Source organism: Methylophaga sp., from assembly GCF_009711715.1.
Classification (GTDB): domain Bacteria; phylum Pseudomonadota; class Gammaproteobacteria; order Nitrosococcales; family Methylophagaceae; genus Methylophaga.
This window is the reverse complement of sequence record NZ_VENF01000013.1, coordinates 99,767-123,727: the sequence shown is the minus strand read 5'-3', so window position 1 is coordinate 123,727 and position 23,961 is coordinate 99,767. Positions and strand designations below refer to the sequence as shown.

23 protein-coding genes are annotated in these 23,961 nt (G+C 51.1%); 14 read left to right on the top strand and 9 right to left on the bottom strand.

Annotated features, from left to right (window positions below; all coding sequences use genetic code 11):
* Positions 1 to 148: 148 nt before the first annotated feature.
* The 5 genes from rplS to ffh form a co-directional block, all read right to left on the bottom strand.
* Entirely contained in the window at positions 149 to 493 is a 345-nt protein-coding gene (gene rplS, locus FH755_RS10780; protein ID WP_292441125.1) for a 50S ribosomal protein L19, read from the bottom strand.
* A gap of 14 nt (positions 494 to 507) precedes the next feature.
* Positions 508 to 1,251 carry a tRNA (guanosine(37)-N1)-methyltransferase TrmD gene (trmD, locus tag FH755_RS10775; RefSeq protein ID WP_292441124.1) on the bottom strand — a complete coding sequence of 248 codons (744 nt, stop codon included), beginning with the start codon at positions 1,249 to 1,251 and terminating at the stop codon, positions 508 to 510.
* Positions 1,252 to 1,264: 13 nt separating this feature from the next.
* Positions 1,265 to 1,777: a ribosome maturation factor RimM gene (gene rimM, locus FH755_RS10770; protein ID WP_292441123.1), complete on the bottom strand. Its 513-nt coding sequence runs from the start codon at positions 1,775 to 1,777 to the stop codon at positions 1,265 to 1,267.
* A 20-nt stretch (positions 1,778 to 1,797) separates the two neighbouring features.
* A complete protein-coding gene (gene rpsP, locus FH755_RS10765; RefSeq protein WP_266237444.1) occupies positions 1,798 to 2,049 on the bottom strand; it encodes a 30S ribosomal protein S16 in 252 nt (83 codons plus the stop codon).
* A 111-nt stretch (positions 2,050 to 2,160) separates the two neighbouring features.
* A complete protein-coding gene (ffh, locus tag FH755_RS10760) occupies positions 2,161 to 3,540 on the bottom strand; it encodes a signal recognition particle protein (protein ID WP_292441122.1) in 1,380 nt (459 codons plus the stop codon).
* Positions 3,541 to 3,681: 141 nt separating this feature from the next.
* On the opposite strand from ffh, the gene ccsA reads away from it, so the two are divergent.
* The 11 genes from ccsA to FH755_RS10705 all read left to right on the top strand — a co-directional run bounded on the left by ccsA (position 3,682) and on the right by FH755_RS10705 (position 15,907).
* Positions 3,682 to 4,479: a cytochrome c biogenesis protein CcsA gene (gene ccsA, locus FH755_RS10755; protein WP_292441121.1), complete on the top strand. Its 798-nt coding sequence runs from the start codon at positions 3,682 to 3,684 to the stop codon at positions 4,477 to 4,479.
* A gap of 7 nt (positions 4,480 to 4,486) precedes the next feature.
* The gene (locus FH755_RS10750) at positions 4,487 to 5,767 is read left to right on the top strand and encodes an HlyC/CorC family transporter (protein ID WP_292441120.1); all 1,281 of its coding nucleotides are present in this window, start codon (positions 4,487 to 4,489) and stop codon (positions 5,765 to 5,767) included.
* Positions 5,768 to 5,769: 2 nt separating this feature from the next.
* Positions 5,770 to 7,710, top strand: a complete 1,941-nt coding sequence (locus FH755_RS10745) for a hypothetical protein (RefSeq protein ID WP_292441119.1) — start codon at positions 5,770 to 5,772, stop codon at positions 7,708 to 7,710.
* 68 nt (positions 7,711 to 7,778) lie between these two features.
* The gene (locus FH755_RS10740) at positions 7,779 to 10,247 is read left to right on the top strand and encodes an AsmA family protein (protein ID WP_292441118.1); all 2,469 of its coding nucleotides are present in this window, start codon (positions 7,779 to 7,781) and stop codon (positions 10,245 to 10,247) included.
* A 62-nt stretch (positions 10,248 to 10,309) separates the two neighbouring features.
* Positions 10,310 to 11,353 (top strand): A/G-specific adenine glycosylase, encoded by a 1,044-nt coding sequence (mutY, locus tag FH755_RS10735; protein WP_292441117.1) that lies wholly within the window; start codon positions 10,310 to 10,312, stop codon positions 11,351 to 11,353.
* A gap of 16 nt (positions 11,354 to 11,369) precedes the next feature.
* Positions 11,370 to 11,636: an oxidative damage protection protein gene (locus FH755_RS10730; RefSeq protein ID WP_292441116.1), complete on the top strand. Its 267-nt coding sequence runs from the start codon at positions 11,370 to 11,372 to the stop codon at positions 11,634 to 11,636.
* 319 nt (positions 11,637 to 11,955) lie between these two features.
* A complete protein-coding gene (locus FH755_RS10725; protein ID WP_292441115.1) occupies positions 11,956 to 12,165 on the top strand; it encodes a cold-shock protein in 210 nt (69 codons plus the stop codon).
* 54 nt (positions 12,166 to 12,219) lie between these two features.
* Complete coding sequence (locus tag FH755_RS10720; protein ID WP_292441114.1) at positions 12,220 to 12,525, top strand: hypothetical protein; 306 nt, start codon at positions 12,220 to 12,222, stop codon at positions 12,523 to 12,525.
* Positions 12,526 to 12,676: 151 nt separating this feature from the next.
* Positions 12,677 to 13,900, top strand: coding sequence for an RNA-guided endonuclease TnpB family protein (locus FH755_RS10715; RefSeq protein ID WP_292441113.1), 1,224 nt, complete (start codon positions 12,677 to 12,679; stop codon positions 13,898 to 13,900).
* A 416-nt stretch (positions 13,901 to 14,316) separates the two neighbouring features.
* Positions 14,317 to 15,072 carry a DUF4197 domain-containing protein gene (locus FH755_RS10710; RefSeq protein ID WP_292441112.1) on the top strand — a complete coding sequence of 252 codons (756 nt, stop codon included), beginning with the start codon at positions 14,317 to 14,319 and terminating at the stop codon, positions 15,070 to 15,072.
* Between the two features lie 70 nt (positions 15,073 to 15,142).
* Positions 15,143 to 15,907 (top strand): elongation factor-1 alpha, encoded by a 765-nt coding sequence (locus FH755_RS10705; protein WP_292441111.1) that lies wholly within the window; start codon positions 15,143 to 15,145, stop codon positions 15,905 to 15,907.
* Between the two features lie 48 nt (positions 15,908 to 15,955).
* Here the strand turns inward: FH755_RS10705 and FH755_RS10700 are convergent, their stop codons facing one another.
* The 3 genes from FH755_RS10700 to ung all read right to left on the bottom strand — a co-directional run bounded on the left by FH755_RS10700 (position 15,956) and on the right by ung (position 20,536).
* The gene (locus FH755_RS10700) at positions 15,956 to 17,854 is read right to left on the bottom strand and encodes an ATP-binding cassette domain-containing protein (RefSeq protein WP_292441110.1); all 1,899 of its coding nucleotides are present in this window, start codon (positions 17,852 to 17,854) and stop codon (positions 15,956 to 15,958) included.
* 2 nt (positions 17,855 to 17,856) lie between these two features.
* Positions 17,857 to 19,746 (bottom strand): ATP-binding cassette domain-containing protein, encoded by a 1,890-nt coding sequence (locus FH755_RS10695; RefSeq protein WP_292441109.1) that lies wholly within the window; start codon positions 19,744 to 19,746, stop codon positions 17,857 to 17,859.
* Between the two features lie 103 nt (positions 19,747 to 19,849).
* A complete protein-coding gene (gene ung, locus FH755_RS10690) occupies positions 19,850 to 20,536 on the bottom strand; it encodes a uracil-DNA glycosylase (RefSeq protein ID WP_292441108.1) in 687 nt (228 codons plus the stop codon).
* A 157-nt stretch (positions 20,537 to 20,693) separates the two neighbouring features.
* On the opposite strand from ung, the gene FH755_RS10685 reads away from it, so the two are divergent.
* Positions 20,694 to 21,173, top strand: a complete 480-nt coding sequence (locus FH755_RS10685) for a hypothetical protein (protein WP_292441107.1) — start codon at positions 20,694 to 20,696, stop codon at positions 21,171 to 21,173.
* 70 nt (positions 21,174 to 21,243) lie between these two features.
* On the opposite strand, the gene FH755_RS10680 is transcribed toward FH755_RS10685, so the two are convergent.
* On the bottom strand, positions 21,244 to 21,696 hold the full coding sequence (locus tag FH755_RS10680) for a Spy/CpxP family protein refolding chaperone (RefSeq protein WP_292441106.1): 453 nt from the start codon (positions 21,694 to 21,696) through the stop codon (positions 21,244 to 21,246).
* A gap of 179 nt (positions 21,697 to 21,875) precedes the next feature.
* Here FH755_RS10680 and FH755_RS10675 point away from each other — a divergent pair, with 179 nt between their 5' ends.
* Both FH755_RS10675 and FH755_RS10670 read left to right on the top strand, forming a co-directional pair.
* A complete protein-coding gene (locus FH755_RS10675) occupies positions 21,876 to 22,562 on the top strand; it encodes a response regulator transcription factor (protein ID WP_366658759.1) in 687 nt (228 codons plus the stop codon).
* Between the two features lie 2 nt (positions 22,563 to 22,564).
* Positions 22,565 to 23,914 (top strand): ATP-binding protein, encoded by a 1,350-nt coding sequence (locus FH755_RS10670; protein ID WP_292441105.1) that lies wholly within the window; start codon positions 22,565 to 22,567, stop codon positions 23,912 to 23,914.
* Positions 23,915 to 23,961: the final 47 nt, after the last annotated feature.

Here is a 23,961-nt window from a genome sequence, read left to right as displayed (position 1 = left end):
TACAATGTCTTTAGGCCGCACCTGAGCTTGAATATGAAAACACCTCAAGAAGTGCATAATAAAGCCAGCGACATAATACCGCTGGCTGTGATGAATACTGTCAACGTATTTTAGGACGGGACATCCGGTTTCTAACAGAACCGCCGAATTACAATTTTTCTTTAATACGTGCTGCTTTACCAGTCAGATCGCGCAGGTAATACAGTTTAGAACGACGGACATCACCACGACGTTTAACTTCGACACTGGCGATAGTCGGGCTATGAGTCTGGAATACACGCTCTACACCAACACCGCTGGAGATTTTGCGCACGGTAAAGGCAGAGTGCAGACCACGGTTGCGCTTGGCAATCACGATACCTTCGAACGCCTGTTCACGCTCACGGTCACCTTCTTTGATTTTGACTTTAACAACAACAGTATCGCCCGCTGAAAACTCAGGGACATCCTGTTTCATTTGTTCAGCGTTCAGCTGTTCGATAATGTTACTCATTGTTTTACTCCCAACTAATCCTGCCCGCTCTCGGCAATAAATTCTTCTAACAGCGCCCTCTGCTCGTCAGTTAACGTTTGATTCGCCAACAAGTCAGGTCGTCGCAACCATGTTCGTCCCAAGGACTGTTTCAGGCGCCACTTGCGAATCGCTTCATGGTCACCCCCCAGCAATACCCCGGGTACTGGCTGGTCAAATAACTTTTCCGGTCTGGTGTAATGCGGGCAATCCAGTAATCCTGCGACAAATGAATCCTGCTCTGCAGAGTTCTCATCACCCAGTACACCCGGTAATAATCTGGCTACGCCGTCTATCAAGACCATCGCTGCCAGCTCACCACCACTGAGGACGTAGTCACCAATCGACCACTCCTCATCAATCTGCTTTTCAATCAGGCGTTCGTCGATACCTTCATAACGCCCGGCAACCAGAATCATTTTGTCTCTGCCTGCCAGCTGTTTCAGCGCCTGCTGATCCAGCTTCCTGCCCTGAGGTGACAGATAAATCACTTTGGCATCGTCACCCAGTTCCTGCTTCGCTGCCGTGATGGCCTCACTGAGCGGGGCCACTTTCATCACCATGCCAGGCCCACCGCCGTAGGGTCTGTCATCCACTGTCCGATGCCGGTCATGGGTGAAATCGCGGGGGTTCCAGTAACTCAGTTCCAGAATCCCCTGTGTGACTGCTCGTCCTGTCACACCATATTCGGTGATAGCATCAAACATCGGCGGGAACAGGGATATGACACCCAGGCGCATCAGCCTTGCTCCCTCAATAATCTTTGTCCCAGTCCACCCGGATAAGCTTATTATCCAAATCAACCAGTTTGACGATTTCATCCAGTACAAACGGAATCAATCGCTCTTTACCTTTTGCCTTCACGACCAGCACGTCATTGGCACCGGTTTCCAGCAGATGGTCAACTTGCCCCAGCAACTCACCGTCGAGGTTTTCGACATTCAGGCCAAACAGGTCAGCCCAGTAGAATTCATCCTCTCCGGTCGGCTCCAACTGGTTTTTCTTAATCGCCAGCTCAGCGCCGATTAGAGGCTGAACCTGATCACGGTCTGTGACATTGGCAATGCCCATCACCAGACCCTTGCCCTGGCTGTGCCCCCCGGACACCTTGATTTCAACCCACTCTCCCTGTCGCGACAGGAACAGCGGCGAATATTCCAGGATGTTGGTGCGCGGTTCGGTAAAGGAATAGACCTTGACCCAACCTTTAACACCAAAGGCGCCGGATATTTTACCTACCGGGATGAACTCCTCGGACGCCGCCATACCCGAACCTCTGTCAATAATTAAGCTGCTGCTTTTTGTGCTTCTTCAATCAGCTTGGCAACGCGCTCAGACGTTTGTGCACCCTGGCTAATCCAATGTGCAGCACGGTCCAGATCAACGCGCAGTTTCTCTTCCTGACCACGTGCGATCGGATTGAAGAAACCAATGCGTTCGATGTAACGACCATCGCGCGCGTTGCGTGAGTCAGTGACGACGATGCCGTAGAAAGGACGCTTCTTGGCGCCGCTGCGAGTCAATCTAATTGTTACCATATTCTTTATGCCCGTTGAAAAACTGGATCGGAAAACCGTCGTATTTTACGCAAGTCTCCCTGGTTTGCAAAGTCTTAGTTTACTAATTGTAACTGATGGCCTGAAGCTGGCCTAAAATGGCATGCCTCCGCCGCCCATTCCACCCATCGGAAATTTGCCGCCCATGCCCCGCATGAGCTTGGCCATTCCGCCTTTGGAGCCCATTTTCTTCATCATTTTCTGCATCTGCGTGAATTGCTTGAGCAGACGATTGACGTCCTGAATCTGGGTGCCACTCCCGGCAGCGATACGTTTTTTGCGTGAACCTTTAATGATATCAGGCCGGCGGCGCTCTTTGGGCGTCATCGAATTGATGATTGCTTCCAGCTTGCCCAGTTCCTTGTCATTAACCTGGTTCTTCGCTGCATCGGGTATATTGGCCATCCCGGGCAGTTTATCGAGCATCGAACCAATACCGCCCATCTTGCCCATCTGGCGCAGTTGCTCGCGGAAATCTTCCAGATCGAAGCCTTTGCCTTTTTTCAGCTTCTTGGCCAACTTCTCAGCCGAGTCGACATCCATTTTACGCTGGGCTTCTTCTACCAGCGACAACACATCACCCATGCCCAGGATACGAGATACTACACGGTCTGGGTGGAAAGGTTCCAGTGCTGCAGTTTTCTCACCCACACCCATAAACTTGATGGGTTTGCCGGTGATATGGCGGATAGACAGTGCTGCACCACCACGCGCATCACCGTCGGCTTTGGTCAGAATGACACCGGTCAGTGGCAAGGCATCGTTAAAAGCTTTGGCCGTGTTGGCGGCATCCTGACCGGTCATGCTGTCGACCGTGAAGAGGGTTTCAATTGGGTTGATGGCCGCATGGATCTGTTTGATCTCGGTCATCATGTCATCATCAATATGCAGACGGCCGGCAGTATCGATAATCACTACATCAACATAATCGCGTTTGGCCTGCTCAACCGCATTCTTAGCGATATCAACCGGGTTTTCACTTGACTGACTGGGGAAGAACTTGGCTTCCACTTCGCCTGCCAGGGTCTGTAGTTGATCAATCGCCGCCGGACGATAAATGTCGGTGCTGGCCACCATGACCGATTTGCGATCACGTTCTTTCAGCCAGCGGGCCAGTTTGGCGACACTGGTAGTCTTACCGGCACCCTGCAAACCAGCCATCAGAATCACGGCGGGCGGTTGGGTATTGAGATTGAGGCCGGGACTGGCCTCGCCCATGACCGCAATCAGCTCGTCATTGACGACTTTGACCAGGGCCTGCCCCGGTGTCAGGCTGCGCATGACATCCTGCCCCATTGCGCGTTCCTTGACGCGGCCGATGAATTCGCGAACGACCGGCAATGCGACATCGGCCTCAAGCAAGGCCATCCGTACTTCACGCAGCGTGTCTTTTACGTTGTCTTCAGTGATACGGCCCTGACCGCGGAGTGACTTGAGCGTACTCCCCAGCCTTTCACTTAAACTGTCAAACATAGATCACCTTGATGACTGGCGGCTGTCGCCAGTGTTTAATACTTCAAAACCATAGTATAACTGATATATTGTTTCCGACAGGATGACATCGTTTATCATTAAATGTTTGAGATAACAAATCCTCCAAGGATCGAATGAAATATGGCCATTGCCAACGCTCTCGCTTTTCTGCTTTATCTGAGCAGTAGTGCAATTCTTATCCGGCGCTTCGTGCAGAAGAGCCAGTCAGCGGTAAAACCCGGCATTCCGGTCGGTATTCTGATCATCATGGCATTGCTGTTCCATGCTGCCGACATTTTCTTCACCATGCACGCGGCCGGCGGCTGGGATCTGGGCCTGTTTTCAACCTTCTCTGTGGCGACCTGGCTGATGGCTCTCATTGCCCTGATTGTTGGTAGCCGCATGCCCGACTCACATCCCGGTATTGTGGTTTACCCGCTGGTTGCTCTCAGCCTGATGCTGCGGGTGGAACTCCCTTCTCCGGAGCCCCCATCCTTGTCTGATCCGGCACTGGAATGGCATGTCTTGCTGTCACTGGCCGCGTACAGCCTGTTTATGCTGGCAGCGATTCAGGCAGTTGTGCTGGCGATTCAGGAAAAACAACTACGCCGGCACCATGTTGCCGGTATCATCCGTAAACTGCCGCCGTTGCAAACCATGGAAAAAGGCCTGTTTCAGTTGATCATCACCGGTTTTGCGCTGCTCACAATCGGACTGATTACCGGTTTCATGTTTGTCGATGATCTGCTGGCACAACATCTGGTGCATAAAACCGTTTTATCGATCATCGCCTGGTGTGTGTTTGCAGCCTTGCTCTGGGGTCGATTACGTCACGGCTGGCGAGGTAAGACCGCGGTAAAATGGACCTTAAGCGGTTTTGGCTTTTTGTTGCTGGCCTATATGGGCAGTAAATTTGTACTCGAATACCTGGTGAACTGACACACTCATGCTTGAAGAGACGTCCTTACTGGTCTTGTTTTTAATCCTGTTTGGCTTGTTGTTTTTATCAGCTTTTTTCTCCAGTTCCGAAACCGCACTGATGTCGCTGAACCGGTATCGATTAAAGCATCTGGAGCAGGAAGGTCATCGTGGCGCAATGATCGCATCGCAGTTGCTGAGCCGTCCCGATCGCCTGATTGGCCTGATTCTGCTGGGTAATAATTTCGTCAATATTCTGGCCTCAGCGATTGCCACCGTAATCGGTATCAAATTACTGGGTGAGAACGGCATTGTTGTTGCGACATTTGCGCTGACGCTCATCATCCTGCTGTTTGCCGAGGTCACGCCGAAAACACTGGCCGCTCTGCATCCGGAGCGGGTGGCCTTCCCTGCCAGCTTCATACTCAAACCATTACTGTTTATCCTTTACCCGCTGGTCTGGTTCACCAATAGCATTACCAACCGTATGGTTCGGCTGTTCGGTGTTTCCCCGGAAGATGCTGCCACCACTGCCATTAACGTCGAAGAACTGAGGGTCGCCCTGATCGAAGCCGGCAGCATGATTCCCAAGCGTCACAAAGACATGCTGATGAGTATCCTCGATCTGGAAAAAGTCACAGTCAATGATGTCATGGTGCCGCGTAACGAGATTGAGGGGCTGGATATCAACGCCCCTTTTCCTGAGATTATTAAACAGCTCTCGCATTGCGGTTACACGCGCCTGCCAGTGTATGAAGATACGATGGACAACATCGTCGGCATTCTGCATCTGCGAAAAGCGCTGCATCTCCTGACCCAGGACAATCTGACGCCGGAGACATTACGCGCCATTATCAAAAATGCTTATTTCGTGCCTGAAGGCACGCCGCTCAATACCCAGTTGATTAACTTTCAGCGTAACCGTCGCCGCACCGGCCTGGTAGTCGATGAATACGGTGATCTGCTGGGGCTGATCACCCTGGAAGATATATTCCGTGAAATTGTCGGTGAATTTACTGCCGATACAATTGATGAAGACAAAGAAATTCATCCGCAGGAAGACGGCAGCTATCTGATCAATGGCACGGCGACTATCCGTGAAATCAACCGCAGTAATAACTGGGAGCTGCCGACGGATGGTCCCAAAACTATCAACGGCTTCGTTCTGGAACATCTGGAAAGCATTCCTGATCCCGGCGTCAGCATTCGCTGGGGAGACTATGTGATTGAAGTGGTACAGACTGCCGACAATGCCATAAAAACCCTGCGCATACGACGAATTGAAGAAGAGCTCGGGGAGGATGTCTAGCGTTGGCGACTTTGCGTCTCAAGCTGGTAGGACTCAATGGCATCGATCGTAACTCGCTGCGTTCGATGCTCAGACTCTCTGCCGATTTGCTGACAAGCGACTGGATTCTGGTCGAGCAAGGCCACGCTGATCTGGAAATCTATTCCTTCGACACCGACATCGGCCAGCAGGCCTGGCAAAAACGCAGCGAAGGCCTGACCGCACTGCTGACCAATACCGGCAATGTCACTGAGCCGGTCGATATTGTGCTAAGAAAACCCCTGCGTAAATCGAATTTCTCAGAAGCGCTTAACCTGGTGGAAGAGAAAATTCGTCTGCAGCAGGCAAGCCATGGCAACATCGAAGCTGACGACGCCCAGCGCATCAAACACAAAACAAACTGGACCGGAAAATTGCTGAGCAGCTTGAAACTGCGCAAAAAGCCGGCGAAACATCTTCCTTCGATCGAATTTCAGGCCCCGGACCCAGCGCCGCAGAATCAGACTGATACCATCAAAGATCCCAACCTTCTGGAAACCTGGATAAATCAGTTGCCCAAAGATGCTAATCAGCGGGCTTCTACCCTGCTCAAAAATATTACTCCGCTGTGCAGCCTCAAACTAAAACCCATGCAGATGCTGCAATTGCTGGAAATCTATCGCACGGCGGTTCAGGATTTAATGTTCACACGTGATATCTCAGCTGTAAAAAGAGATCTTTATGTCACTACTGAAAACCTGCGTGCGATCCGTGGCGTCAGTGATTTGATTGCCAAACTGGGTGTCGGTTACCAGCAACTTGCCCGCCAGCCTTATGAACAGGGCGCGACACCGGACAATAACAGTCTGTTGCTGTTCTGCCTCAACCGTAGCACCGAACAACAGGCACTGCTGATCCTGCATGCCTTTCAGTATTACCGAAAAGCCCCTTCGGGTGCCTGGCGCTGGTTACATCAACAGTATCTGTATCATGAGCAGGCCGCTACCCTGCAACAGTCGGTAAACCTGAAGGAACAGTATCAAAGCCGAAGCTTCCACGACATTTACACACAAATCACGCTGACAGCATTGTCTGATCCCTACAGCCTGGCGCGTTTTGATGTGTTCCGGCTGTTCCGGCTGATGACCGAGTTCACTGATAAGGTTGAAACCGGCATGCTCAGCGATAAGCTCATCAGTACCACGAGCAACTTCATGCTGACAGGTCATTTCTGCATTGATGCCAACAGTGACCTCATGCCGCAAGCCATGGTTAAAATGCCACCGGACATTCGCCAGCGCCCTACCACTCGTCTGCTCAATACCCAACCGGCGCTGCTTTATATCGAGAACCTGTTCAGGGATGCCAAGTCGCGACCTCATGCTTCAATGGATACTGAGCTGAGACTGCTGAAAAAAGTCATTCCCCAGCTCAACACAACCCATGAAAGACGCTATCACCGGCTGGAGTCAGGCAAACACCGCACTGTGAAAATGGTTCACGGTATCAATGCCATTCACCAGAGCCTGCGTGGCTCTTTGACCAATGCGCTGGACTGGCATATGGCCAACCAGAGTAGCGGCGGCATGATGGCCAAACGCGCCACAGAAAGCTGCTATCACCTGAATATTGGTGATTTTGTTGGTATTTTTGAACAGGATCTTGCTGTCAAGCTGGCCAGTATCAGATGGTTGTATGTCGATATGGACGGCGAGACAGTCGTGGGCCTTGAACTTATTGATGGCAAACCTGTCCCGGTATTTTGTACACCTGATGGTGAAGCGGAGCTGCATCCGGCACTGATTTTGCCGAATGATAAACCACAGGAGCCGGCTTCCATGATAACGGAAAAAGGGCTGTATTCACCTAAACGACGTCTCAGGGTGAAAGATGACGGTGAACCGTATGTCATTGTCGCAAGTGGTATGATTGACAGTACGCTGGATTACGAGCTGTTCAACTTCACCGTCAGGCACGGTTCATAAAACCGCCATCATGTCCTATCATGATGGGGTATTGCAGGATTTCTCTTCATAAACGGAATATATTGACTATGCGCATTGCCCTAAAACTGCTTTTTGCCATCATTTTGATTATCGTGGCCGGTCTGGTCGCATTGCCATTTGTTGTTGATCCCAACGACTATAAAGATGAAATTTCCACTCAGGTAGAGAAAGTCACCGGACGTAACCTGACGTTGCAGGGTGATATAGAGCTATCGGTCTTCCCATGGATTGCATTGGAACTCGGCCCTCTCTCACTGAGTAATGCCGAGGGTTTCAAGGCTGATTCCTTCGCCAAAGTTGAACAGGCAGAAATCCGCATCAAACTAATGCCGCTGCTGAAAAAGCAACTGGAAATGGACACCGTTGTACTTGATGGTCTTGTCCTAAATCTGGAAACCAATAAAGAAGGTCAGACCAACTGGGAGGATCTGACTCAGGCTGAAGAAGTGGCCGAGGAACAGCCCAAGCCGAGCGAAGACAAAGCCGGCCCTGCACTGGCAGCTGTCAGCATCGCCGGCGTCAAACTCTCAAACGCCAACATCCTGTGGTCTGATGCTTCTCAGGGCGTCAATTACCAACTGCGTAACCTCAATCTGACTACCGATCCACTGGTGCCGGGCGAACCGACCTCGCTGGATATGGCTTTTGACCTGATTAGTTCCAAGCCGGAAGTCAAAGCCCATGTCACACTGAACTCTGACGTCATGGTAGACATGGAGAAACAGCAATATGCCCTCACCGATCTGAACTTCACCACTATCGCCCAGGGCAAGGCATTGCCGTTCTCACAGGCTGATCTGGCTTTGGAAGGTGATATCAATGCCGATATGGCCAAACAACTGGTCACGGTCAGCGATATGGTGCTGACGGCCAAAGCCAACAATGAACAGCAGTCTATTGATGCCAAGCTGACCGGACAGGTCAACAGCAATCTTGCCAGTCAGCAAACCACGATTGACGGGCTTAACCTGACGGCTGACATCACGGCGCCTTCGCTGCCGGGTGAACAGGCGCAACTGGAACTGACCAGCAATGTCAGCGCCAACCTGGATCAACAGACCGTCACGCTTTCAGCTTTGCGCCTCAAGCTGCAGGAACTGCTGATGGAAGGAGACATCAAGGCGAATAACATTCTGGGTGACAACCCGGGCTTTGCCGGCAATGTTCATATTCAACCCTTCAACCTGCGTAAGCTAGCGAATGATATGAATATTGAACTGCCGACAATGGCCGATAACAGCACTTTGGAAAAAGTGGCGCTGAGCGCCGAACTGGAAGGCTCAACTTCCAGTGTCAATGCCAAACAACTGGACCTGATTCTGGACCAAAGCAAGCTCACCGGCCAGTTTGCCGTCAACAACTTCACTAATCCCGGCTTCAATTTCAATCTGAAACTGGATCAAATTGATCTGGATCGCTATCTGCCACCGGTTGAAGAAAGCCAGGCCAAGCCGGCAGGCTCTCCGGCAAGCACTGCGGCGGGTGGCCCCAGCCAGTTACCGCTGGATACGCTGCGTCAAATCAATGCCAAAGGCAGCATCGATATCGGTAAAATGACAGCAAGTGGCCTGACCAGCGAAAACATCCATGTCACCATCAATGCAGAAAACGGCCTGGTAAAGCTGACACCGATGCGCGCTGACCTGTATCAGGGTCAATATAACGGTAACGTCAGTCTCGATGCGCGCGGTGACAAACTTAAACTGGCTATCGACGAGAGTGTCAAAGGCGTTCAGGCAGAACCCCTGCTCAAGGATATGACCGGCGAGGCCAAGATTACCGGCACAGCCAATGCCAATGCCAAACTCAACGGCAGCGGTGCAACCGTCGAGGAAATCAAGCAGACCCTGAGCGGCAATGGGGGCTTTTCCTTCACCGATGGTGCCCTCAAAGGCATCAACATCGCCGAAGCGATTCGCAAGGCAAAAGCAGCGCTGTCCGGCCAGAAGCTGCCTGAATCAGATGCACCGGTACAGACTGACTTCTCCACCCTGAGTGGGACTTTCACCGCCAATAACGGCGTCATTGATAACCAGGACCTGGCACTCAAATCCCCCCTGCTGCGCATCAATGGGGCCGGTCAGGCCAGCCTGCCCAGTGAGACCATTGACTACAATCTGAAAGTCGCGGTTGTGGGTACCATCTCCGGTCAGGGCGGCAAGGAACTGGCTGAATTGAAAGGCCTGACCATCCCGGTCAAAATCACCGGTACTTTCAGCAACCCCAAACCCAGTGTTGATTTGGCCGGTATGGTCAAAGATAAAGCCAAGGAAGAACTCAAGGGCAAGGCAGAAGAAAAGCTGAAAGAAAAACTGGGTGACGATCTTGGTGGTCTGCTAGGTGGTGCTTTAGGAACGGAAGCTGACACAGAAGAGTCAGCGACCGATGCTGAAACCGAGCAAACTGACGCTAGCGGCGAAGAGACCAGCGCAGAAGAAGCACCGGCTGAAGAAGAAAAAGCTCCCGAAAAACAACTGGAAGATGCGGTTAAGGACAAACTGAAAAACTTCTTCTAGATCCAAACTAATGATCCAGCCCACGACTCAGGAGCAGTCGTGGGCTTTTTTTCTGTCTGACTATGGCCAAAACTTTCAATTTCGCACAAGCCTTGCTTGACTGGTATGACCAGCATGGCCGTAAGGACCTGCCCTGGCAGCAGAAACCGACGCCCTATCATGTCTGGCTGTCAGAAATCATGCTGCAGCAGACCCAGGTCAGTACCGTTATTGACTACTATCAACGCTTTATCCGGCACTTTCCGGATATTGAAACGCTGGCTGCCGCCAAACAGGATGCGGTACTGGCCCAGTGGTCCGGCCTCGGTTACTACGCCCGGGCCCGAAACCTTCATAAAACAGCGCACCTGGTTGTCAATGAGTTCAATGGCCATATGCCCGCCAGCCTTGAAACCCTGATGGAATTGCCCGGTATCGGCCGCTCAACTGCCGGTGCCATATTAACCCTGGCCTACCATCAGCGCTTTCCGATTCTGGATGGCAATGTCAAACGGGTGTTGGCCCGCTTTTTTGCTGTCGAAGGCTGGCCCGGCATCAAACAGGTCGAGAACCGGCTCTGGCAATACGCCGAGGAATTACTTCCGGAGCAACGCATCGCCAACTATATCCAGGCACAAATGGATTTAGGTGCGACTCTTTGCACTCGCAGCAAACCGGACTGCCAGCGCTGTCCTATGCAGACACATTGTCAGGCTTATGCATTGGGTCAACCCGGGGCCTATCCCGGCAAAAAGCCCAAAAAAAATATTCCAACCCGGCAAACACACTGGCTGGTCATGCAAAATGAGGTTGGCGAGGTGCTGTTGGAGCAACGTCCGCAACAGGGAATCTGGGGTGGTTTGTGGAGCTTTCCGGAAATGAGGGACGGAGAGGTCGCCAGGCAATATTGTCAGCAGCGCTGGCAATTACAAATTCATTCCCAGAGGGCATTATCACCATTACAGCATGTCTTCACCCATTTCAGGCTAGAGATTTACCCTACTCTGCTGCAGTGCAGTGTTAATGGTGTCGCCGACAAAGATTATGGCAACTGGTATAGAATAAAGGACACTTTTGAACTGGGCCTGCCGGCACCGGTGAAATCATTTTTGAAATCGTTGAATTAATTATCAGAGGGCACTTATGTCACGCACTGTTCATTGCGTCAAACTCAATAAAGAAGCTGAAGGTCTCGACTTTCCCCCCTACCCGGGAGAAATGGGTAAAAAGATTTATGAGTCGGTCTCCAAGGAAGCCTGGCAAATGTGGCTGAGTCAGCAGACCATGCTGATCAATGAATACCGTTTGTCGCTGGCTGACCCCAAATCACAGGCTTTTCTGAAAGCCGAAATGGAAAAATTCTTCTTCGGTGACGGCTCTGCACCACCGGCTGATTTTGTTCCTGAGTAAGCCTCATAACTATCACCCGCGCAGAAATGCGAACTTTTGATAATCAGAAGCCATTTATTAAGCTGATTGACTTCTGATTTCTCCGACTATCCACTTTCTTTTTAAGTTATTGATATTATTATATTTATTGCCAGATCAGCTTAAAATCCGGCTTAAAAAAACACGAACAGTTAACAATTTTTTTTGCATTTATTGACGCAAAATGCTGACTTCTTTGCATTTTTTAGGCGTACAATGCAATAAGCTTCGTTTGAAGCAGTTAGGGTTAGTTCGTCGGCACTGGAAAGCGCTGACATTGTTTTAAAGATTGAGGTTGATTATGGCAGATCAAGTAACAGGAAAGGTTAAGTGGTTCAATGATGCTAAAGGATTCGGTTTTATTGAACAGGTGGATGGCCCGGATGTCTTCGTTCATCATACTGCGATTCAGGCAGAGGGCTTCAGAACATTGAAAGAAGGACAAAACGTCACGATGCAGGTGACTCAGGGACAGAAAGGTCCACAAGCGGAAAACGTTGTCCCGGGATAATGGCTTGCATATAGAATTCGAAGGCCGGTCAGCTTGAGCTGACCGGCTTTTTTTATGCCTGTCATAATAACCAACGCTGATGAAAGTCTTTTCATTCCGTCATGTCCGTATTGTTACTCTGCTTGGCATACTGACTTTCAGGCAATCGATCAGTTCTTCAGTCGAAGTGGTCGCGAGTTTGAACTCGCTGTTGAGCAACCTGTCATCACTCAGCTGGGACAGCCAATTACCTCACTGCCACCCGCCCTACCAGAAGATGCCGGCATGTTCAATGCCAGCTTTTGGAGTCTTAAACTGCGCTATCGGGCTTATCAACACACACCGGATAATACCTCCAACCTGAACCGGATCCGGTTTTGAATTTTGTCTGGAACAAAATTCCCGGAAAATAACAGGCGCAGCCTGTTAAGTCATTTGGAGCTTGCGACGAGGACAATTTTCAGCGAATCAATGCTTGAGAAAATGTTGAGAATAGATTGACATAACAAGCTGTTTATGTTGTATTTATTCAATGATTCAGCGAAGTTACCGATTCCGGTTTTACCCAACCCGGGCGCAGCAGCAACAGCTGGCCATTGAGTTTGGTCATGCCCGGTTCGTATACAACTTCGCACTCAACGCCAGAAACAAGGCCTGGCAGCGCCGCAAGGAATCACTCAACTATGTCGGCCTGTCAAAACTCATTGGCCAAATTAAAAAGACCAGCCGCTTTGATTTTCTGAGGCAGGCCACCGCCGCTTGTCATACCCAGAAACTGATTGATTTGGACAAGGCGTTCAAGGCCTTTTTCGATGGCCGTGCCCGCTTTCCGAAGTTTAAATCCAAGCATGACAAGCAATCCATCCGCTACCAGCTGGACCAGCGCCATATTGCCAGAGCCTTCAGCAATACCCCGGGCGCAGAATCTATCCAACTGCCCAAGCTAGGCAAGCTGAAATTGCGCTGGTCCAGGCGCGTGGCCGGCGTGCCCAAGATGGTGACGTTAAGCAAAACTGCGTCAGGTAAATTCTATGTCTCGTTCAGCTGCGAGGAAGTATTTGAGGCCAGGCCGGCAGTGCCTATGGTCGTGGGGCTGGATGTCGGCATCAAGGATTTGGTCACGGTTTCAACCGGCGAGAAAATCGCGCCGGTGAAATCGTACCACAAGGCCCAGCACAAGCTGGCCAGGCTGCAGCGGGTTTTAGCCCGTCGCAAGAAAGGGTCAAATCGAAGACAGGCAATACGCCTGAAAATAGCACGGTTGCATGAACGGATTGCCGATATACGGCGTGATTTTCACCATAAGACCAGTTCCAGGCTTATCAGCGAAAACCAAGTCATTTGCCTGGAAGATTTGAACGTGAAAGGCATGGTGAAAAATCACAAACTGGCCAGGGCGTTGTCTGATAATGCCTTGGGTGAGCTCCGGCGTATGCTGGAATACAAGGCCGGCTGGTCCGGCCGTGATATTGTTGTGGTTGACCGCTGGTATCCTAGCAGCAAAACCTGCTCCTGTTGCGAGCATAAGCTTAAGGCATTGCCGCTCTCAGTCAGGCAATGGCGTTGCCTCAAGTGTGAGACTTTGCACGACAGGGACATCAACGCGGCGAACAATATCTTAACCGAAGGGTTAAAACAATACCGTGAGGTGCACGGGAATTGCCCATTTTGGGGCGCAGGCATCGTTCCTGACGATGCTTCTGCATACACCCCATCCATGGGGATAAACGGACAGGGAGTTCGCCGCGTAGCATAATCATTCGGTTATGCCCAACGCCTGCGGGCTGAGGTGGACCTTGAACTGTCAATCGATTCTAAACACAGACTATCTGTATGGAACAGATGGTTGGGTTTATTTTCGAACTTCGAATGCCGAAATTATGGCTGGTCGCATTTCGCTAAATAAAAATGAAGCGATGATGCCCTCCAGTTTACGGGCTGCCATGGTAGGTGATCGTACGGCACGTGAAATCAACTGGATTCAGCCTTGATCGGCAGACAATAATTTGTGTGTCGATGAATGCCGTTTAAAAGCTTCGAAATTAACCTCAAGCTGTCATCGTTATTATTCATCATCTCAGCCCGTATTTAACTTGACTGCGTTACTGCATCAGCGACAATGAAGTCAAACGTTGTCAGCAATGCCGCTGCAATAAGCAAAAGGAAATCGTTATGAAAGCCAGAGCGTTCGTAATCACCTTGCTTTTCAGTCCCTTTCTCATGCTCAATACTGCCAGCGCTGACTGGAACACCATGCTGGATGATCTGAAAGAGGCTGGCAAAACGCTGTTACCCGGTGAGCAGAATGCCACCAGCACGCTCGATAGCAGCACAATGGTATCGGGTCTCAAGGAAGCGCTCAGTATCGGCAGCAAACGCGCCATTGACACCGTCAGCCAGACCGACGGTTACCTCGGCAACCCCAGGATTCGTATTCCTCTGCCGCCCCAGGTCGAGAAGGTTGGCAATCTGCTGCGTCAGGTGGGCATGAGCGATCTGGCCGACGAGTTTCAGACCAGCATGAACCGCGCGGCTGAAGAAGCGGCCCCGGAAGCCAGCTCGATTATGGTTGATGCCATCAGGAATATGACGATTAAAGATGCCAAAAACATTCTTAATGGTCCGGACAACGCTGCCACTCAGTATTTCAAAGAGCAGACCAGTAGCCGGCTAACCGAATTATTCCGTCCCAGTATTGAACAATCGCTGGACCAGGTAGGTTCAACCCATTATTACAATCAAATCAGCGACAGGATCGCCAGTGTGCCGGTTGTCGGTGAGGAACTGAACGTGGATCTGCCCGATTACGTTACACAAAAAGCGCTTGATGGTTTGTTCACCATGCTGGCAGTAGAGGAGAAAAAAATCCGCGAAAATCCAGCTGCCCGCACCACCGAATTATTAAAAACCGTATTCAGCCAGCAATAATCAGGAGTTGCTACTCATCCATGGCTGAATGTAATAACATAATGCCCGCATAAACAGTAAAGGAATGACCATGGCTTCACCGCACAATCTTAACCTGTCCAGTCAAGGCACTTCGCTAAAGGCACTTTTTACCGGCTACCTGTTAGTGGTGGCAGTGGGTTACTTGATGGCTCTTGTCCAAATCCAGCTGACTCACGGTCTTGCAGATGGTGAATACGGTCTGTCAGTGGACGATATCGTATACAGCTACTATGGCAACCGCAGTAACTCGCTACTGGAAAATAAGTTACACGGCTCAATGAAGCCAATGGCAACCGAAGAAGAGCGCGCAGCGATTATCACCTGGATTCATCAGGGCGCGACCGAAGAAGCTTATGAAAATAGTGGCATCAAAGACATCTTCGAAGCCAAGTGCATCGCCTGTCACAATGCGGACTCCGGCATGCCTATCCCGGATTACGCCAAGTTCGAGAATATCCGCGAGCGGGCACTGGTAGACACTGGCGCGTCTTTCCAGTCACTGGCCAGAGTCTCACACATTCACTTGTTCGGTATTGCCTTCATCTTCATGTTCGTCGGCCTGATTTTCAGTCTGGCAGCCGGTGTTCCCAAACCCCTCAAAGTGCTTGCGATTATCACACCTTATGCTTTCTTGCTTATCGATATTGCATCCTGGTGGTTAACCAAGCTGAATCCAAACTTTGCCTGGCTTGTGATTATCGCCGGCGGCTCGATGGCACTGGCATTTGCTTTTATGTGGCTGGTCTCAATGTATGAGATGTGGATTTTACCGCGTAAACATCCGGATGACCGCGATGCTCTGCTGGATCAATAACCACAGATTGTCATAAACTGAAAAGCCCCGCTGGAGCGGGGCTTTTTTTTATTCGGCGCGCTGTTTGGCTTCCAGGGTTTCCCAGCGCTCAAAGGCGGCTTGAAGCTCCGCCTCCAGCGCTGCCACCTGCTGCTGAACCTGAGTAATTTTATCCGCATCCTGCTGATAAAAAGCCGGATCTGACATCTCATCATTAAAAGCCTTTTGGCGGGCTTCCAGTTCTTCAATTCTGGTCGGCAAAGCTTTTAAATCCAGTTGTTCCTGATAGGTCAGGCTGGATTTCTTTTTCTGTGCCGGTTTATTGTTATTTCCCTGGGGTTTGGCCGGTTTAGTCTCGGTGGTTTTCTGTGACTGCCGCCACTGGCGCAACCAGTCTTCATAGCCACCGACATATTCACGCAGGCCACCATCAGGGTCAAACACAATGCTGCTGGTCACCACATTATTGAGAAAAGCACGATCGTGACTGACCAGAAGCAGCGTCCCGCTGTAATTCAGCAGCAAATCTTCCAGCAGTTCCAGGGTTTCTGCGTCCAGATCATTGGTGGGTTCGTCCATCACCAGCAAGTTGGCCGGCTGGGTAAACAGCTTCGCCAGCAGCAGACGGTTTCGCTCGCCGCCTGATAATGCTTTAACCGGAGTTCTTGCCCGCTCCGGGGTGAACAGGAAGTCCTGAAGATAACCGATAATGTGCTTGCGGCTGCCGTTGACATCAACATGGTCGCTGCCCTGGCCCACGTTCTGTACCACGCTTTCCTCTTCATTCAACTGGCTGCGAAGTTGATCAAAAAAAGCGATTTCCAGATTGGTACCGAGTTTGACCTCGCCTTTTTCAGGTTCCTGCCGTTTCAGCAGAATCGACAGCAAGGTACTTTTACCGCAGCCATTGGGACCGATAATACCGATACGATCGCCGCGCTGGATGACCGTGCTGAAGTTTTCAAACAGGATTTTTCCGTCATAACTCTGGCCGATATTTTCTGCTTCAATCACCAGCTTGCCACTACGGTCAGCTTCCTGCAGTTGCATGCTGACACTGCCCTGACGTTCACGCCGCTGGCTGCGCTCTTTACGCATTTTTTCCAGCGCCCTGACACGACCTTCATTACGGGTGCGCCGCGCCTTGATGCCCTGACGAATCCAGACTTCTTCCTGCGCCAGCCGCTTATCGAACTGGGCATGTTGCTCGGCTTCGGCCGCCAGCATTTCTTCACGCTTTTTCAGATAATTCTGATAGTCGCCGGGAAAACTCGCCAGTTGCCCCCGATCCAGTTGCACAATCCGCGTAGCCAACGCCTGAAGAAAAGTCCGATCGTGCGTAATAAACAACAAGGTGCCGCCGTAGCTTTTCAGAAAGCCTTCCAACCAGGTAATTGACTCGATATCAAGGTGGTTGGTCGGTTCATCCAGCAGCAGAATATCCGGTTGTTTGACCAGCGCCTGTGCCAGCAGAACCCGGCGCTTTTTACCGCCGGAAAGACTGTCAAAATCGGCATCGGCATCCAGAGACAGGCGTGAAATCACTGTTTCCACCTGCTGCTCCACTGACCAGCCGTCGGCAGCTTCCAGTTTGTGCTGCGCCTTTTCCAGTTTATTCAGCAGGGCTTCACTGGTATCGGACTCCAGTTGATGCAATAAGTGATGATATTCCACCAGTAGTGGCGTAATTTCACCCAGCCCGGCAGCGACCACATCAAATACGCTGCCATGAGTGCCAATGGGCACTTCCTGTTCCAGACGGGCAATTTTAATCGACTGAGCGCCGATGATTTCACCACTGTCCGCTTTGATTTCTCCGGCGATCAATTTCATCAAGGTCGATTTACCGGCACCATTACGGCCGACCAGACAGACCCGCTCACCGCGATCCAGCTGAAAATCGACTTTATCCAGCAGATTGGGACCGCCATAACTGACGGTCACTTGTTTTAATGACATTAATGCCACAATTATTCCTCGTCGGCTTCTGCCGATTCCAGTTGTTCGCTGGCTTCAAGCCAGTCACTTTCTGTTTGTTCCAAAGCGGCTTTCAGTTCCGCCTGCTGTTGTAACATTGTTTTCAATTTGTCCTTGGCTGCATCTGTGTAGAGCGCGGTGTCAGCCAGCTGTGTTTCCAGATCCGTCAGTGCCCGGGTCAATTTTTCCATCTCTCTTTCAGCCGTCTTGACCTTGTTAAGAATTGGCTGCAGTTTCTGCCTGCGTGCGGCAGCGGCCTGACGGTCCTGCTTTTTATTAGAGACTGTCTGCTCAGCCGGCTTTTTCTCCTGCCGGTCCTGATTGAGCAACCACTGACGATAATCATCAAGATCACCATCAAAAGAACGGGCTTGCCCCTCTGCTACCAGCCACAAATCATCCGCCACAGTACGCAACAGGTGCCGGTCATGCGAGACTACTACCAGGGCGCCTTCAAACTCCTGCAGAGCAACGGTCAGTGCCAGCCGCATTTCCAGATCCAGATGGTTTGTGGGCTCATCAAGCAATAAAAGAGCCGGTTTCTGATAAACCAGAATAGCCAGAACCAGACGCGCTTTTTCACCACCGGAAAACGGCGCTACCTTTTCCAGCGCTTTGTCGCCGTTAAAACCGAAACCACCCAGAAAGTCTCGCAGTTCCTGTTCTGTTGCCTTTGGATCCAGACGCTGTATGTGTCGCAGCGGACTATCTTCAGGACGCAACTGTTCCAGTTGATGCTGGGCAAAATAGCCGATGCGGATGTCCTTGGCCTCGCGGCGTTTACCGGCGAGCGGTGCCAGCACGCCGGCAATCAGCTTGATCAGCGTGGATTTACCAGCGCCGTTGGGACCGAGCAAGCCTACCCTATCGCCGGGTGCCAGGCTGAGTTCAATATCGCTGATCAACGGTGTATCACTATAGCCGACGGCCGCTTTATCCAGACTCAGCAAGGGTGTAGCCAGCCGTGTCGGTGGCAGAAAGCTGAAATGAAACGGCGAGTCCACATGGGCCGGAGCTATCCGCTCCATTCGTTCCAGGGCCTTAATACGGCTCTGCGCCTGCCGTGCTTTTGTAGCTTTGGCCTTAAAGCGGGTCACAAAGCTGCGCATATGGGCAATTTCACGCTGCTGCTTCTGATAAGCCGATTGCTGATTGGCCAGATGTTCGGCTCGGGCCAGCTCAAAGTCTGAATACGTTCCTGTGTAAAGCTTGATGCGCTGGTGTTCGATATGGGCGACGTGGGTCACGACGCGGTCCAGAAAATCACGATCATGCGAAATCACCAGCAAGGTGCCTGGATAGGATCGCAGCCAGTCCTCCAGCCAGTACACCGCTTCCAGATCAAGGTGATTGGTCGGCTCATCCAGCAGTAATAAATCCGACCGGCACATCAGCGCCTGAGCCAGATTCAAACGCATGCGCCAGCCACCGGAAAAAGCCGTCACCGGCCAGTTTTCCTGGCCGTTCTTAAAGCCCAGACCATGCATCAGTTTACCGGCACGACTTTCGGCAGCATAGCCATCAATGCTGAGTATTTTATCGTGCAGTTCACTCTGCCGATGGCCATCACCGGCGGCTTCAGCAGCAGCCAGCTGTTGCCGCAGCCGGGTCAATTCGGTATCGCCTTCCAGCACATACTCGATAGCGGAAGTGTCTACAGCCGGTGTTTCCTGAGCCACATGGGCCGTGACCCAGCTATCAGGTATTGATACTTCTCCGGCATCGGCATGCAACTCATCGCGTAACAGCGCAAACAGGCTGGACTTGCCGGTGCCATTGGCACCAGTCAGGCCGATACGTTGACCGGGATGAATAATCAGGTTGGCTGATTCAAACAGTAGTTTGCTGCCGCGGCGCAGCGACACCTGGCTGAACTTAATCATGCGCGGCCTCTTCAGCCCTATCAGTTGGCAGGAAAAAAAATCCAATGAAATTTATCATGGCGCGCATTGTACCAAGCGCGGCCGGCAAGGATCAGGATTTGTACTAAGTTGGCGTCTCTGGCAACTGCCAGTTAATCGGGGTCTGGCCATGGTCTTCAAGATACTGATTGGCCTGACTAAAATGCCGGCAGCCCAGAAAACCGCGGTGGGCGGAGAGTGGTGATGGATGCGGTGCTGTCAGCACCAGATGCTTACGGGGGTCGATCACACTGCCTTTACGCTGGGCATAACTGCCCCACAACATAAAAACCACATTGTTGCGTTGTTCATTGATAGTCTCAATGACCTTGTCGGTAAACTGCTCCCAGCCCTTACCCTGATGGGAATTAGCATTAGATTCCTCTACCGTCAGCACGGCATTGAGCAGCAACACTCCCTGCCTGGCCCAGCTTTCCAGGTAGCCATGATTCACCGGTTTGATGCCCAGATCACTGTCCAGCTCTTTATAAATATTCATCAGCGATGGCGGAATTTTAATACCGGGCTGAACCGAAAAACACAGACCGTGCGCCTGGCCCGGCTGATGATAAGGGTCCTGCCCCAGGATGACAACTTTGACCTCATTCAGCGGGGTAGTCTCCAAGGCGTGAAACCAATTGGCTGAATGCGGGTAAATGACTTTCTGTTTATCTTTTTCGCTACGCAGAAACTGCTTAAGATTCTGCATATAGGGTGCTTCGAACTCAGGCTGCAAAGCAGCTTGCCAGTCGGGGGCTTTTTCCAAAACCATTGCTTGTCCTCTCGCTGCTATTGCTCCTGATAATACCTAATTCATGTTGTTTCTGCTGGCTTGGGAAGACCTCCCTGGCAAAAGCAGGAAGCACGCTAATGCATTTCTAAATGGATGCCTGCTAGTCTCAGTTTGCTATGACATAAAAGGAAATCCGGTGAGACTGATCCACCTTTTTTACCTGCTGCTCTTCCTTACTCTCGTCGCCTGCAGTGAGGACGACTTTGATTTATCCAGTGACAGCTCGGTCAACAACCCACCATCAAATGAGGAAGTGCCGCGGTGGTTGGAGGCGCACCATCAGATTAATCCTGCAGACTGGCTGATTATTCGCAGTCAGGCTGCCCTTGAAGGTGAGGTCACCAGTCAGCCGCATCGGGTTAATTTGTTGAACAAAGCCTCACTGCATTTTCGTGAGAGTCCGCGGATGATAGCCAACCGGGCCGTTCAGCTGGAAGATATGTTGCGGGAAATAGGCATTGAAGAAAGTGCCGTCAGCCTGATTGATAGCTTCACGCACTTGCCAACGCAGGGTACACCGCATAACTTTTCGGCCTATTGCCAGTATTATTTCAATATCCGCGCCAAGGGCTACCCGCAAGGCTATGCGCTGACCGAATTATCCAGACTCAAATAAAAAAGCACAGTGCCCCATTTGCAGGATAGGAGAGGATAAGGGCACCGTGCTTGTAATCAGGTCCTTTTGATCAGGACTGTTTGTGCTTTTGTTTCCATGCTTCCAGTCTGGCTTCCAGCTGTTGCTGCTGTTCAGCAGTCAGCAAATTGTATATCTCATGATGGAAACGGGCTCGCGCCATCGCCGCTTCTTTTTTTATCGTCATGGATTTATCGATGAGTTTTTCCAGTTCAGCTTCATTCAGGTCTTCAGCGCGAGTCAGTTCATGAATCGCTTTTTTGATTTCCCAGTATTCGCCTTTGCCAGCCTTGCGATCGGCATGACGTTTTTCCATCATCGCTTTCACCTGGGCTTGCTGGGTAGCGGTCAGATCGATATCACGCAGATAAAACGGCATATCGCCAGTCTTCTTGTGTTTCATATGATGTTTATGATCATCACATTGTTTTGGCTCGTGCTCAGCAGCATGAGCAACGCCCATCAGCGGGATCAAACATAACGCCATCATCAGTTTTTTCATCATAGATCTCCTTTTGAGAATCAAAATTAAGCCTTGGAGGCTGTGCAAAACACGCTGTCAGTATCAGCCAGATGCCGGTAAAGAAACGTTAGTGACAAGTAAAAATAAGTAAAGATGTGTTCTGTACACTGGTTGCAGCCATAGTGAGTCGCTATGATTAGCTCATCATAGAAAGAGGTTGAATGGTGGCTTCTGTACTCATTATTGATGACGATGTCGAACTGGCTGAGCTGTTTGAGGATTACCTTCAGCAGGAGCAGTTCAAAGTCGAGACCCGTTTCAACGGTAAAGATGGGCTGGAGGCGGCTTTATCCGGTCGGTTCGAGCTTGTCATCCTGGATATGATGTTGCCTGATATCAAAGGTACCGATATCCTGCGGCAGATCCGCCAGCACAGCCTGATACCGGTCTTGATGTTCACAGCAAAAGGCGATGATATCGATCGAATCATCGGTCTTGAGTCCGGCGCTGATGATTACGTCCCCAAACCCTGCTCGCCGCGAGAACTGGTCGCCCGCATTCGCGCTATTTTGAGGCGTACCGAATATACCAACCGCCATGAACAGCATCAGCTCAATATCGGCCCGCTCTCCATTTTTTCCGAAAGCCGCCAGGCATTCTGGTTTGATGAAATACTGGATCTGACCAGTACCGAATTCAACCTGCTTGAGGTGCTGGCACGTCAGGCTGGACATGTCGTCAGTAAACAGGCTCTGTCACAACAGGCTTTGGGACGACCGCTGGCGAGATTTGATCGCAGTATTGATGTGCATATGAGCAGCATCCGCCAGAAGCTGGGCCAGCATGCAGACGGTCACCACCTGATCCAGACCATCCGCGGTCAGGGCTATCAACTAATCAAGGAATAGGCATGGGCCGACTGTTCTGGAAATTTTTCTTCTCTTTCTGGCTGACTTTGCTGGCAGCAGCGATTAGTACCGGCAGTTTTGTCTGGCTCAAAAATGCCACTGACGATGATCCGCTGTCGCGGGATGAGAGGCTGATTGACTATCACGGTTTTCCCTATGTCCAGGTGGCTGCCGATATCAGTCGGACGCAGGGTATGGAGGCGCTGTCAGCTTTTCTCAAGCAAAGTCAGCAAAACAAGCTGATGACGGTGATGGCCGTCAATACAGATAATCAGGATTTGCTGGGACGCAGCGTTGATGTGTCAGCACTGTCACAGGCAAGACTACTGCTTGCCAAAGGTAAAGATCGTATTGTTGAACAAATCAAAATCGACAATCAGCAGTGGTTGCTCTACGCCCCTCTGGCAGAGCCGGAAAAAGCGCGGGGCCCCCTGTTCAAGAAAAGCTGGGTACTGAAACATTTGCCCTTGTTACTGATTATTATCTCAGCCTTACTGGCGAGTTTGTTTTTCAGCGGTCTGCTCGCCTGGTATTTCACCCGCCCCATCAGCAGTCTCAAACAGGCATTTCAGTCTGTAGCCGACGGTAAGCTCGACACCCGCGTGGGTCCGGTCATGAAAAAACGTCGGGATGAGCTCGCAGAACTGGGTGAAAATTTCGATTTTATGACTTCCCAGATTAGCAGCCTGGTCAATGGTCAGCGCCAGTTACTCCATGATGTTTCTCATGAACTGCGTTCTCCTCTCGCCCGCATGCAGGCTGCCATCGGCATTGCCCAGCAGCAGCCGGAAAAGGTCGACAGCACGCTCACCCGGCTGGAAAAAGAAGCAGAAAGAATGAGCGACCTGGTTGGCGAGCTATTGCTGCTATCGCGAATGGAAACCGGGGTCAGTCATCATCAGCCGACAGACATTGATATCAATCTGCTACTCGACGAAATCGTCGCCGATGCCCGTTTTGAGGCTGAGGCCAAAGCCGTTCACATCCTCTATCAGCATGATGGTCATGTCAGTCTGCCTGGACAGCAGGAACTGCTGCATCGTGCCATTGAAAATGTGCTGCGCAATGCTATCAAGTTCAGTGATGCCGGCGACAATATCAGTCTCCGCGCCGGTCTGGATGCGACGGGCAAGTACTTTGAAATCATTATTGACGATGAAGGACCGGGTGTCAGCGATGCCGATCTGGATAAATTATTCCGGCCGTTTTTCCGCGGCGAGCCGCAACGGCGTGATGGTATCGGGCTGGGACTGACTATCGCACAGCGTGCGGTGGCGGCACATCGTGGTCAGATTGAAGCGAAAAACCGTCCTCAAGGCGGACTCCAAATGCGGATCAGCCTGCCTGTATAAAAGGCCTTATGCTGAATTTGAATTAGCTTAGACAAAAAATGTAAAAA